The organism is Rhizobium sp. 22-785-1, from assembly GCF_053521965.1.
Window position 1 is genome coordinate 189,180 of record NZ_JBNWDI010000008.1, and the last position, 12,358, is coordinate 201,537.

The 12,358-nt window shown below is 55.2% G+C and carries 12 protein-coding genes; 10 read left to right on the forward strand and 2 right to left on the reverse strand.

Going from position 1 to position 12,358, the window contains the following annotated elements; all coding sequences use genetic code 11:
* Positions 1-2: 2 nt before the first annotated feature.
* Complete coding sequence (locus ACQZ5M_RS16950) at positions 3-1,937, forward strand: putative bifunctional diguanylate cyclase/phosphodiesterase (RefSeq protein ID WP_296078502.1); 1,935 nt, start codon at positions 3-5, stop codon at positions 1,935-1,937.
* A 173-nt stretch (positions 1,938-2,110) separates the two neighbouring features.
* Positions 2,111-2,806, forward strand: coding sequence for an FkbM family methyltransferase (locus ACQZ5M_RS16955; protein WP_296019549.1), 696 nt, complete (start codon positions 2,111-2,113; stop codon positions 2,804-2,806).
* 130 nt (positions 2,807-2,936) lie between these two features.
* Here ACQZ5M_RS16955 and ACQZ5M_RS16960 read toward each other — a convergent pair whose 3' ends face one another.
* Entirely contained in the window at positions 2,937-4,430 is a 1,494-nt protein-coding gene (locus tag ACQZ5M_RS16960; protein ID WP_296019547.1) for a methyl-accepting chemotaxis protein, read from the reverse strand.
* Positions 4,431-4,598: 168 nt separating this feature from the next.
* Complete coding sequence (locus ACQZ5M_RS16965) at positions 4,599-5,171, reverse strand: LabA-like NYN domain-containing protein (RefSeq protein WP_296019545.1); 573 nt, start codon at positions 5,169-5,171, stop codon at positions 4,599-4,601.
* A gap of 278 nt (positions 5,172-5,449) precedes the next feature.
* On the opposite strand from ACQZ5M_RS16965, the gene rpoZ reads away from it, so the two are divergent.
* From rpoZ to era, 8 genes are all read left to right on the forward strand, one after another.
* Positions 5,450-5,842 carry a DNA-directed RNA polymerase subunit omega gene (rpoZ, locus tag ACQZ5M_RS16970; RefSeq protein WP_296019543.1) on the forward strand — a complete coding sequence of 131 codons (393 nt, stop codon included), beginning with the start codon at positions 5,450-5,452 and terminating at the stop codon, positions 5,840-5,842.
* Between the two features lie 245 nt (positions 5,843-6,087).
* Positions 6,088-8,322, forward strand: a complete 2,235-nt coding sequence (locus ACQZ5M_RS16975) for a RelA/SpoT family protein (protein ID WP_296039942.1) — start codon at positions 6,088-6,090, stop codon at positions 8,320-8,322.
* Between the two features lie 190 nt (positions 8,323-8,512).
* Entirely contained in the window at positions 8,513-8,659 is a 147-nt protein-coding gene (locus ACQZ5M_RS16980; RefSeq protein WP_296019594.1) for a DUF3563 domain-containing protein, read from the forward strand.
* Between the two features lie 119 nt (positions 8,660-8,778).
* A complete protein-coding gene (locus ACQZ5M_RS16985; protein ID WP_296019536.1) occupies positions 8,779-9,357 on the forward strand; it encodes a DUF2062 domain-containing protein in 579 nt (192 codons plus the stop codon).
* A complete protein-coding gene (gene acpS, locus ACQZ5M_RS16990) occupies positions 9,354-9,758 on the forward strand; it encodes a holo-ACP synthase (protein WP_296019534.1) in 405 nt (134 codons plus the stop codon). Before ACQZ5M_RS16985 ends, acpS begins: the two co-directional genes overlap by 4 nt.
* Before the next feature lie 131 nt (positions 9,759-9,889).
* Entirely contained in the window at positions 9,890-10,636 is a 747-nt protein-coding gene (gene lepB, locus ACQZ5M_RS16995) for a signal peptidase I (RefSeq protein WP_296019531.1), read from the forward strand.
* Positions 10,633-11,352 carry a ribonuclease III gene (gene rnc / locus ACQZ5M_RS17000; protein ID WP_296019529.1) on the forward strand — a complete coding sequence of 240 codons (720 nt, stop codon included), beginning with the start codon at positions 10,633-10,635 and terminating at the stop codon, positions 11,350-11,352. Before lepB ends, rnc begins: the two co-directional genes overlap by 4 nt.
* 10 nt (positions 11,353-11,362) lie before the next feature.
* On the forward strand, positions 11,363-12,322 hold the full coding sequence (gene era, locus ACQZ5M_RS17005) for a GTPase Era (protein WP_296019526.1): 960 nt from the start codon (positions 11,363-11,365) through the stop codon (positions 12,320-12,322).
* Positions 12,323-12,358: the final 36 nt, after the last annotated feature.

Genomic DNA, 12,358 nt, shown 5'->3' on the forward strand with positions numbered 1-12,358 from the left:
ATTTGCGAAAGGCGCTGGCAGTCGTTGTTTGCTGCTTCATACTTGCCACCGGCTACATCGCTTACGTGATAGCTGAGCGTCAAAACGCGCTCCAAAAATTTGCGAGATACAACGACTCCTGGGCGGTTAGCCAGGCAGTAGGGGAATATGTCCGGTTCGAGACCCTGCTCGCCGAATATGCCCTCGGAATTGACAGTGTCGGCAAGGAAGAATTACGCCTTCGCCTCGATATCGTGCTCGGCAGAATGATCTCTTTTCAGCAGGGAAGTTTAACCGCTTTTATGGCTTCAAAGCCGGAGATGCGTCAGGCCGTCGGCGAACTCGACAAGATACTGGAGAGGGTCGACAACCAACTGGATGAGTTGTCGCCAGCCGAAGCACGCGCGCTTCTGCCCGAAATGAGCGGGCTCGTTCCGCAACTCACTGCTATTGCTGCCGCGTCTGTAGCAAATGATGTCGAGATGATCGATGCGGCACACGCCGAGGTGCGCAAGCTGCACATCATCTACACGGCGCTCGCTGCAGGGCTCATACTGTGCGGTATGGCGCTGATCGTGTTGCTGCTGCGTCACAACCAGCTGCTCAACCGTGCGCAGAAAAAACTGACCCTTTTGACCGAAGAATTGCAGACTGCAACGTTAGAGTTGCAGTCAAACAATCTTCGACTTGAATATGACGCACATCACGACACGTTGACGGCCCTCCCAAATCGCACACTTTTCCGCAAGGAGCTTGTGCGTCGGCTTAATCCCGAATCGCGTATCGACAGGGTCGCTCTGCTCCTGCTTGATCTCGATGGCTTTAAGGAGATCAACGACACCCTCGGCCACGACGTTGGAGACGCGCTGCTCAAAGCGGTGGCCGCACGTATCGTGCCGCTTGGACAGAGCAACGAACTGATCTGCAGGCTTGGCGGTGACGAGTTTGCGTTGGTGACGGACAACTTGGGGGAGGCGGAGGCCCTCGATGTTGCTCAATGTCTCATTGAGCGTATCGCCAGCCCTTACAACATTGGCGACATGGAAATAAAGATCGGCACCTGCGTGGGCATCGCCATCTCACAAGAAAAGGTCGATGCAGACGATTTGCTGAAACATGCCGACCTCTCGCTTTATGACGCTAAACGGCAGGGAGCGGGGAAGATTGCGGTTTATAGAGACTATATGCAGAGCCAGCTCTCCGAGAAGCGCTCTTTCGAAGCGGACCTTCAATCCTCGCTGCTGAATAACGAGATGGAAGTGTTCTATCAGCCGCAGGTTTCCACGCAGACCCGGGATATTTGTGGCTTTGAAGCGCTTCTGCGCTGGACGCATCCGGTGCGCGGGCAAGTCCCTCCAAGCGAATTCATTCCCATTGCAGAAAGAACAGGTTTCATCAACACGCTCGGTAAATGGGTGCTAGAGACTGCCTGTAAAGAAGCCGTGCGGTGGCGTCCTGATATCAAGATTGCCATCAACCTTTCCCCTGTTCAGCTTCACAGCGCTAATCTTATTCGGAACGTTGTAGGTGCGCTGGAAAGAAGCAACCTTTCCCCCGGACGCCTAGAGCTGGAAATCACGGAATCTGTTCTTCTTGGCAACAGCGACCAGACGCTCGCCATCCTCGATAGTCTAAAAACCGTTGGGATCACGATGGCGATGGACGATTTCGGAACGGGCTATTCTTCGCTGAGTAACCTGCGCCACGTTCCCTTCGCAAAGCTCAAAATCGATCAATCTTTCCTGGGTGATATCGTCACCGACAAGCAGGCGCTGGCCATTGTCGAGTTCGTCGTAGGTCTTGGTCGCAAATTGGGCATGACGATGATCGCCGAGGGCGTCGAGACAGAACAGCAATATGCCGTCATGCGCCAACTTGGCTGCGATCAAGTCCAAGGCTATCTCGTCGGCAAGCCGATGCCAGTCGTCAAGCTTGCGGGCCTTGGCGTTTATGCGTAAATGCTTTTTCCATTGGTGCCGAAACGCACGTTGATTTTCCGATAGCGTGGTAAGGATCACTCGCTCGGAGCCGAAGCATTCCCGGGAATGACGGCCGATGTAGCAGATCGCCAGCGCTTGAAACCGGGACATGCGGCTTGCCGCGACGCAGATGTAATTTGAAAGGACACAACGTGGAAGCTTTTAAGGTACATGGTGTCCTGCTGCCATTGTCTCCCGATGAGGTGTCGCCGATTATCTGGCAGGCGCTGAAAGACGGCAGCTACGAGGCGAAGGAAGCCCGAAGCGTTGCGCGAGCGATCAGGGATGGAGACCGTGTCCTGGAACTTGGTTCGGGTATCGGTGTCATTACCTCGGTTATTGCCCGTATCCCGGGCGTTTCCGTCTGGGCTTTCGAGGCCAATCCCTCCACCGCTCGCCTGGCCGAACGTGTTCTTGAGGCCAATTGTGCAAACAATGTCCGGTTTTCCCAGGGCCTTCTGACTGCGGGGGAGCCTGAGAGCCACACATTCTATGTTCGGCGCGACCTGTGGATGTCATCCATGGATGAAAATCAGGGCCCCTATGAGCATCGAATAGAAATCGGTTCGGAGAATATTGACGAGTTCATTGACCGTCATTGCATCAATGTGCTGGTCATGGACATCGAGGGTGCGGAGCGCGATTTGCTGAATGACGCCACCCTGGCTGGCGTCGAGCGGATTTTCGTCGAGCTACACGATCACCTCTATGGCCTCTCGGGCGTGCGTGATATCACGCAGGCTCTGGCGCTGAAGGGCTTTGCCTATGATCCGCGCGGTTCGCGTGGTCCCTGTGTGCTATTCACCAAGGATGATGAGCCCCGCGACTACGACCCGGACGTCGATTAAGGATTGTCAGCGCCAATGGCGTCGTCGGTCCGGCCACGCTCGCAAAGCGAGGCAGAAGTTTAAAACCTCGCGTCAAGCATATGGTGCTCGGCTGGCGAAGGCTGGGCCTTGCTGAAGCCCAGCCAGTTCGCTAAGCGGCGCGATAGTGCTTCTGATGGGGCACAGTCTTTGCCACGTTGAAACGAGAGATCAGGTCGGCCAAGCTGTTGCTGATGTCGCTCAACCCATGGGTCGATGCATTGGTTTCTTCTACCATGGCAGCATTTTGCTGGGTCAGTTGATCCATGCTGGTGATAGCCGTGTTGATTTCCTGGATGCCGACAGCCTGCTCACGCACCGCTTGAGTGATTGCGCCGATATGCTCATGAATATCGTCGACCTTCTCACCGATGGAGTTCAACGCTTCGCCAGTACGGTTTACCAGCGATACGCCATGCGCCACGTCCTGCGACGACTTGTCGATCAGGCTGCGGATTTCCTTTGCTGCGGAAGCCGAACGCTGAGCCAGTTCCCGTACCTCTTGCGCGACGACGGCGAAGCCTTTGCCAGCCTCTCCGGCACGTGCTGCTTCAACGCCCGCATTCAGCGCCAGCAGGTTGGTCTGGAAAGAAATCTCGTCGATGACGCTGATGATCTGGGTAATCTTCTGTGACGACCCCTCGATTGCGCTCATGGCTTCGACAGCTTCGCTGACCACGTGGCGTGATCGTTCTGCTTCTTCTGCGGAGCTCTTGACGATCGCTTGTGCTTGCTCGGTCCGTGTCGCGGATTGTTTCGAAATGTTGGTGATCTGATCGATCGCTGCAGCGGTCTCTTCGAGCGATGCAGCCTGTTGCTCGGTGCGTCGCGCCATATCGTCGGTCGCCGATGTCAATTCGCGGGTGTTGTTGGCGATCTTGTGCGACTCGTCGACGATTTCGGTAAAGGCTTCGGAAAGACGGCCGAGAGCTTTGTTGAAGTTCTCCTTCAATCCACCGAACTCCGACGGCACCACACCGTCGATACGCGAAGTCAGATCGCCTTGCGCCATCCGATCGAGCGCGCTGTTCAGCAACGACAGAATGTGGTCCTGCTCTTCCTTCATGCGCTTCTGTTCTGCCTCAACCTTTGCACGCTCATCAGCAAGCACGTCGAGATAAACGGAAATCGAGTAGTCCATGTCAAGCAACGCGGCCTTGATCGTCGCACTGATGCCCTTGGTAACTTTCTTGCCTTTCTTTTCGACGAGAAAGCCCTTCAGTTCGGTTTCGACGATGGCTTTGATGATGCCTTCAAGAATGAGGGCATAACCGCCAATGTACCAGCGCGGCTCCAGACCCAGACGCGCATGGGTACGGCCGATAGCGCCTACAGCTTTGGTGTAATCTGAATCGAATACGCCAGAGGCGATGCGCGTCCAGTGCCCGATCTGCATGCTTTTAGCGTGCTGAATATGTGCTTCGCTGGAAAAGAACTTCGCCGTATCGGGAACAGCTTTGGCTTTTTTGTAGAATGTATCGAGGGAATCGCTGAGTGTGCCTGTGATGGTAGACTTTAGGCCTGCGAGATATTGTCTCTGTTCTTTGTCTAGGCCAAGAAAGTTTAGTCTTTCATCGAGTTGCAAATTGTTGTGTGGCGCGGTCATAAATAAAGCCCCTGATATTGTGCGTGTCCCAACTCGCACCGAAGAATTCTCAGGAAGAATGGCTTGATATGCTTAAATATTTGCTAAATATCTAAATTATACTATTGCGTTGAAACAGGCGCGCACCAGTTTAGACCGGGGCGCCTGCCGAAAGCTTGTAAAGTGGCCTCAGTCCACCGTCTCAACCGCTTCGGAGGGGCGTGGAGCGCGCTCGCTGGGATCGCGGCCAATCTCGGCCTTGAGCGACAACAGGTCGATGAAATGGTCTGCCTGACGGCGCAGGTCATCCGCTATCATGGGAGGCTGGGTCGACATGGTTGAGATGACAGAGACCTTCCTGCCTTTTCGTTGCAGGGCGTCCACCAGGGTTGTGAAGTCGCCATCGCCGGAAAAAAGCACAAGATGGTCCACGGTCTCGGACTGCTCCATGGCATCGACCGCGAGTTCGATGTCCATATTGCCCTTGATCTTGCGACGACCCATCGCGTCGGTGAATTCCTTGGCTGGCTTGGTCACTACTTTGTAGCCGTTATAATCGAGCCAATCGATCAGTGGGCGGATGGAAGAGTACTCCTGATCTTCGATCAGCGCAGTATAATAATAAGCGCGCAACAGATACCCGCGCTTCTGGAAAGCTTTCAGCAATTTGCGATAATCGATATCGAAACCGAGACTTTTAGAAGCTGCGTAGAGGTTTGCCCCGTCGATAAAGAGTGCAATTTTCTCACGTGGATCGAACATATATAGGAGGTCCTCCAAAGCGACTCTCTGCCGCCAATATCAACGCGGTTCCGGGCTTGGATAACACTGCGTCTATTATACATTATTAAGCATTCATATAAGCTTGTTTACATAACAGTCCATACCCTGGGCTACAATTCGCACTAACTTTTAAGGGTATGGTTGGTTGCATCCGGGGGGAGACAAACGACGAAAAATAAGGAAAAACTTGAAATTGACGGACAATGTCTGTATCGGGACCATTAATCAGCGACATCAAGACTCGTAAAGGACAGGCAATGGCCCGTGTCACAGTAGAAGATTGCATTGACAAAGTAGACAACCGCTTCGAGCTCGTCCTTCTGGCAAGCCACCGTGCGCGGCAGATTTCGCAAGGTTCGCAGATCACGGTTGACCGCGATAACGACAAGAACCCCGTCGTCGCTCTACGCGAAATTGCCGACGAGACGCTGTCTCCTGACGACCTGAAGGAAGATCTCATCCATTCGCTGCAGAAGCATGTCGAAGTCGATGAGCCAGAACCCGATCCAGTAACGCTCGCTGCCAACGCGACCAGCGAGAACGAAGACGACGACGCGCCGGAAACTGTAACCTTCGATCAGATGTCGGAAGAGGAGCTTCTGGCCGGCATCGAAGGCCTTGTTCCGCCGGAAAAGAACGACGACTATTAATAGAGCTTGTCGCGCAAACGTTTTGCGCGGTTTGCGGTGACGACACACGAGTCAGGTTAGGCGTCAGCGCGTATCTCAATGATCGCGTTACGCCTTAACTCCGCAGGTGGTATCAGCTAGAGTACGGTTACCCTCTGTAAATGATTGTCGTCATAATCTTATCCTGGATTATGTAGCATCGTGCGCCAATCTGACGGGGTTTCTCCCGTCCATTGGCGCGCTTTCTTTTTCGGGGCATCCCATTCATGATGCGACAATACGAACTCGTGGAACGGGTTCAGGCGTACAAACCTGACGTGAACGAAGCCTTATTGAACAAGGCCTATGTTTACGCGATGCAGAAGCATGGCCAGCAAAAGCGGGCCAATGGCGATCCATACATCTCCCACCCGCTGGAAGTCGCCGCGATCCTCACCGAAATGCACCTGGATGAATCGACCATCGCGGTCGCTCTCCTGCATGACACGATCGAGGATACCAGCGCCACACGCGCTGAAATCGATGAGATGTTCGGCGAGGATATCGGCCGGTTGGTCGAAGGGCTGACCAAGCTCAAGAAACTCGATCTCGTCAGCAAAAAGGCCAAGCAGGCCGAGAACCTTCGCAAGCTGTTGCTGGCCATTTCCGACGACGTTCGCGTACTGCTCGTCAAGCTTGCCGACCGTCTGCACAATATGCGCACCATGGAGCATATGCCGGCAGACAAGCGTAGCCGCATTTCCGAAGAGACGATGGAAATCTATGCGCCGCTCGCAGGGCGCATGGGTATGCAGGATATGCGCGACGAGCTTGAAAATCTCTCGTTCCGCTATCTTAATCCCGAAGCATTTGAAACTGTCACGAAGCGTCTCTATGAGCTTGAAGAGCGCAATGAAGGCCTGATCAAAAAGATCGAGGACGAGTTGCGAGAACTACTCATCGCCAATGGTGTCGAGGGCGCCATGGTTAAGGGACGGCAGAAGAAGCCGTATTCGGTTTTCCGCAAGATGCAGTCCAAGTCGCTCTCCTTTGAGCAACTGTCGGACGTCTACGGCTTTCGCATTCTCGTGCAGGATATTCCGTCGTGCTACCGTGCGCTCGGCATCGTCCATACGCGCTGGCGCGTGGTACCCGGTCGCTTCAAGGACTATATTTCCACTCCAAAGCAGAATGACTATCGTTCAATCCACACCACGATCGTCGGTCCTTCGAGACAACGTATCGAACTGCAAATCCGCACTCGACGCATGCACGAGATAGCTGAATTCGGTATCGCCGCGCATTCGCTCTACAAGGATGGCGAAACGGGCGATACGGAGCAGCTTTCCACCGAAACCAATGCCTATTCCTGGCTGCGTCACACAATCGAGTCGCTGGCCGAAGGTGATAATCCCGAAGAATTTCTTGAGCACACCAAGCTCGAACTGTTTCAGGATCAGGTCTTCTGCTTCACGCCGAAGGGGAAGCTTATCGCACTTCCGCGTGGTGCAACGCCCATCGACTTCGCCTATGCGGTTCACACCAATATCGGCGACACGACGGTAGGCGCCAAGATCAACGGGCGTATCATGCCGCTCGTTACGCGGCTCAACAACGGCGACGAGGTTGAAATCATTCGATCCGGCGTCCAGGTGCCGCCTGCCGCATGGGAAGAGGTGGTTGTCACCGGCAAGGCGCGCTCTGCCATCCGCCGCGCAACCCGTATGGCGATCCGCAAGCAATATGCGGGTCTGGGCTACCGCATCCTTGAACGAACATTCGAGCGTGCGGGCAAGACCTTTTCGCGGGAGGCATTGAAGCCCGTGCTGCATCGTCTTGCCCAAAAGGACGTGGAAGACGCGATTGCAGCTGTCGGCCGAGGGGAGGTGTCGTCGCTCGATGTTCTGCGGGCGGTCTTCCCCGATTATCAGGATGAGCGTGTGACCGTGAAGATGACCGGCGATGACGGCTGGTTCAATATGCGCAGCGCATCCGGGATGATCTTCAAGATTCCTGGCAAATCACGCTCCGCTTTGGAAGATGACGGCGCAGCCGAGCTGCTGGATGGGCCTGACCCCATGCCGATCCGCGGCCTATCTGACAATGTCGAGGTCCATTTCGGCGCGACTGGAGCCGTACCTGGCGATCGCATCGTGGGTATAATGGAGAAGGGGAAGGGCATCACCATCTACCCGATCCAGTCTCCTGCACTGCAACGGTTTGACGATGAGCCGGAACGCTGGATCGATGTGCGCTGGGATCTCGACGAGGCGAACAAGTCCCGATTCATGGCACGGCTCTTGATCAACGCGCTGAATGAGCCGGGGACGCTAGCCTCGGTGGCGCAGTCCATCGCGACGCTTGATGTGAACATTGGAGCGCTCAGCATGGTTCGGATCGGCACCGATTTCTCCGAGCTTTCACTGGATGTAGAGGTCTGGGATCTTCGACAGCTCAACCAGCTTCTGTCCCAGCTGAAAGATCTCGATTGCGTTTCTACGGTCAAGCGTGCCTTCGATTAATGCACCAGGTGCCTAATAAAATGACTTTGATGCCGTTGCTATGCGTTAAATGCATGGCAGCGGCCTTGTCTTATCCGTAGTCATGAGCACGGATGGGGACTATCTTCACTCCAGAAAACAAGAGCAACAGAGGCCTTCCGGCACATCAAGCCGTTGACGATGTGGCCTCAAGTCTGGAAAGGAAATGAAGATGTTTGCACCGCTTCGTAAGATCGCCCGCGCTGTCCGTGGCAAGTCTGTACAGGAACGTGAGTTCGACTACCTCAGTGGTTCGGTCTCGAATGTCGATCTCGAACTTCGCCAGCGCGAAGTTGATCGTGGCATGTTCCGGAGATAATGCAAAAATGCATGGCGGCCATGCCGCCTTGCTTAAATGGGGCGCTTTAATGGCCCCGTGACGCTACGGTGCCCTTTTCCCTACTTGGCGGAATGCGGGCGATGACATAAAGTCCTCTCATGCCGTTTCGCCGTCGTCGTCCTTTAGCGCTTTCGGAGCGCCTGCTTGCCGCACTCTGGCCCCGAATGGGGCTGCGGCGATCGTTCCGTTACATGAAGCTGAAGCTCGTTCGTTTGTCGGCCTCGCCTTACGCGGTGGCGGCGGGTGCGGCGATCGGCGTTGGTGTCGCCTGGACCCCGTTTCTCGGTATCCATATCCTGATCGCCATGATGATCGGTTTTATCCTGCGAGCAAATCTCGTTGCAGCAGCACTTGGAACCACCTTCGCTAACCCCCTGACATTTCCGCTCATCTGGGCTTCGACCTGGGAGCTAGGGCATCTGATGCTGGGGCGCAGCGGCGATGAGACCGCCGCCCACGTAGATTTCGTCACCATTTTCTCCCATATGAATTTCCTGCAATTGTGGAAGCCGGTTCTGGAGCCGATGGCGGTCGGCTCGCTTGTCCCGGCAGCCATATCCGCTGTGTTGACCTATTCGGCGGTCTATGTCGTCATTCGAGGCTTCCGGCAGCGCAAGCATCAGCAGATCGCTGCCCGCGCCGCAAACCGCAACGCGCTTCTGGATATGGTTGAATGATTGTTGGACTGGGAAGTGATCTTATCGACATCCGCCGGGTTGAGGCATCTATCGAGCGTTTTGGCGACAGGTTCACGCATCGCTGCTTTACCGATGTCGAACGAGAGAAGTCCGACCGCCGCAAGAACCGTGCCGCGTCTTATGCCAAACGCTTCGCTGCGAAAGAAGCCTGCTCCAAGGCACTTGGCACAGGTTTGGCGCAAGGGGTTTTCTGGAAGGATATGGGCGTTATCAATCTGCCAAGCGGCAAACCGACAATGCTGTTGACCAACGGTGCTGCCGAGCGCCTTGAGGCGCTGATGCCCGCAGGCCATGAGGCGGTGATCCATCTTACGATCACAGATGATTTTCCCTATGCCCAGGCCTTCGTTATCATCGAAGCACTTCCGGTTCAGCGGTGAGCGAGCAGGCTGAGCCTGTGGCCTGGCGTACAGAAAAGCTTTCCTTTGGTCCTGAAAGGCACTAAAGCATCAAAAAAGACCGCACAGCGGTTTTATGACAATGGCGATGAACGAGCAGACAGGTCTCTTAAGTGTCCGAAAAAGCAGAAAAGAAGCAGAGCGCCCTTTGGGAAAACGTCAAGGTCATCGTTCAGGCTCTGCTGCTGGCGATGGTTATTCGAACCGTGTTGTTTCAGCCGTTCACCATTCCTTCCGGCTCCATGATGCCGACGCTGCTGGTTGGTGACTATCTGTTCGTCAACAAGTTCTCCTATGGCTATTCCAAGTACTCTCTGCCGTTCTCTCCGAACCTGTTCTCTGGCCGCATTCTTGAGTTCAGTGAGCCAAAGCGCGGTGATGTGGTCGTCTTCCGTCTGCCGCCGAACCCGGAAGTGGACTATATCAAGCGCCTGGTCGGCCTGCCTGGTGACCGCATTCAGGTGACCAACGGCGTTCTCTACATCAACGGCAATCCCGTTCCAAAAGAGCCGGACGGCGTCTTCACCTCGGATTACCGTGCAGATCCTGGCACCAATGTGCCGGTCTTCCGCGAAAAGCTCGACAATGGCGTGACATACGACACGCTCGATCAATCGCCAGACAGCCGCGGTGATAACACACGTGAGTTCATCGTTCCTGAGGGCCATTATTTCATGATGGGCGACAACCGCGACAACTCTCTGGACAGCCGCTTCGACGTAGGCTTCGTTCCGGCTGAAAATCTGGTTGGTCGCGCCAGCGTCATCTTCTTCTCTCTTGGCAATGACACGCCATTCAGCCACATCTGGGAATGGCCGGCAAACATGCGCTGGGATCGCATCTTCAAGGTTGTTCGATGAGTAAGGCCAAACCGCTGCAGACGGATGAGATCTCCCGTCTTGAAGCGCTGATCGGATATGAATTTAAGGAAAAGGCCCGGCTTGACCGGGCCTTGACACATGCAAGCGCCCGCTCGGCGAAGGCTGGCAATTATGAGCGGCTGGAGTTTTTGGGCGACCGCGTTCTGGGCTTATGTGTGGCGGAACTGCTGTTTTCAACTTTCAGAAACGCGACCGAAGGCGAGCTTTCTGTTCGTTTGAACCAGCTCGTCAGTGCTGATTCCTGTGCGGCGATTGCCGATGAAATGGGTCTGCATCTCTTTATTCGCACAGGCTCCGACGTCAAGAAATTGACGGGCAAGGCCATGCTGAACGTGCGTGCCGATGTCGTGGAAAGCCTGATCGCCACAATCTATCTCGACGGCGGCTTGGAAGCTGCACGCAGCTTCATCCTGAAATACTGGCAAGGCCGAGCCAACGGCGCGGATGCAGGTCGCCGGGATGCGAAGACCGAGTTGCAGGAGTGGGCGCATGCGAAGTTCGCTGCTACCCCCAACTACCGGGTTGACGATCGCTCCGGACCGGATCACGATCCACGCTTCACGGTAACTGTGGAAATTCCAGGCGTTGCGCCGGAAACCGGCGTCGACCGCTCCAAGCGCGCCGCAGAACAGGTCGCCGCGACGAAACTATTGGAACGCGAAGGCGTCTGGCAGAAATCATCTGCCGCAAACTGATTGGATATTCATGACCGAGAATGATTTCGCCGCAGCGCCCGGTGAGGGCAATGATGATGATGCCAAGGCCGCCGTTCCGACGCGGTCCGGTTTCGTTGCGCTGATCGGGCCGACCAATGCCGGCAAGTCGACGCTGGTTAATCGACTGGTGGGCGCCAAGGTTTCGATCGTGAGCCACAAGGTGCAGACGACGCGTGCGGTGATGCGTGGCATCGCCATTCATGACAATGCGCAGATCGTCTTCATGGATACGCCCGGTATCTTCAAGCCGCGCCGCAGGCTGGACCGCGCCATGGTCACGTCCGCATGGGGCGGAGCAAAAGATGCGGATGTCATCCTGCTGCTGATCGACAGCGAGCGTGGTCTGAAGGGTGATGCGCAAACCATTCTGGAAGGCTTGAAAGACGTCCGCCAGAAGAAAATTCTTTGCCTTAACAAGATTGATCAGGTTAAGCGCGAAGACCTGCTGAAGCTCGCCGCCGCGGCCAATGAAATCGTAGCCTTTGATCGCACCTTCATGATCTCCGCTACCAACGGTTCCGGCTGTGACGACCTGATGAATTACCTGTCGAGTGAATTACCGCAAGGTCCCTGGTACTATCCGGAAGATCAGATTTCCGATTTGCCGATGCGTCAGCTTGCGGCCGAAATCACCCGTGAGAAGCTATTCCTGCGTCTCCACCAGGAATTGCCATACGCGTCTCATGTCGAGACGGAGAAGTGGGAAGAACGAAAGGACGGCTCGGTTCGCATCGAACAAGTCATCTATGTCGAGCGCGACAGCCAGAAGAAGATTGCTCTCGGCAAAGGCGGAGAGGCGATCAAGGCCATTTCGTCCGCATCGCGCAAGGAGCTTTCCGAAATTCTCGAACAGCCGGTTCACCTGTTCCTCTTCGTCAAGGTGAGGGAAAACTGGGGCGACGATCCTGAGCGTTTTCGCGAGATGGGACTCGAATTCCCGAGAAACTGAACGGGTTACGCGAACGCTTCAGATTTTGCTGCCAGG

What these genes read in the sequence shown, in the direction of transcription:
- rnc (WP_296019529.1), top strand. Translation starts at nt 10,633, where the DNA reads ATGAGTAAGGCCAAACCGCTGCAGACGGATGAGATCTCCCGTCTTGAA.
- acpS (WP_296019534.1), top strand. Translation starts at nt 9,354, where the DNA reads ATGATTGTTGGACTGGGAAGTGATCTTATCGACATCCGCCGGGTTGAG.
- rpoZ (WP_296019543.1), top strand. Translation starts at nt 5,450, where the DNA reads ATGGCCCGTGTCACAGTAGAAGATTGCATTGACAAAGTAGACAACCGC.
- ACQZ5M_RS16975 (WP_296039942.1), top strand. Translation starts at nt 6,088, where the DNA reads ATGATGCGACAATACGAACTCGTGGAACGGGTTCAGGCGTACAAACCT.
- ACQZ5M_RS16985 (WP_296019536.1), top strand. Translation starts at nt 8,779, where the DNA reads ATGCCGTTTCGCCGTCGTCGTCCTTTAGCGCTTTCGGAGCGCCTGCTT.
- era (WP_296019526.1), top strand. Translation starts at nt 11,363, where the DNA reads ATGACCGAGAATGATTTCGCCGCAGCGCCCGGTGAGGGCAATGATGAT.
- ACQZ5M_RS16965 (WP_296019545.1), bottom strand. Translation starts at nt 5,171, where the DNA reads ATGTTCGATCCACGTGAGAAAATTGCACTCTTTATCGACGGGGCAAAC.
- ACQZ5M_RS16980 (WP_296019594.1), top strand. Translation starts at nt 8,513, where the DNA reads ATGTTTGCACCGCTTCGTAAGATCGCCCGCGCTGTCCGTGGCAAGTCT.
- ACQZ5M_RS16960 (WP_296019547.1), bottom strand. Translation starts at nt 4,430, where the DNA reads ATGACCGCGCCACACAACAATTTGCAACTCGATGAAAGACTAAACTTT.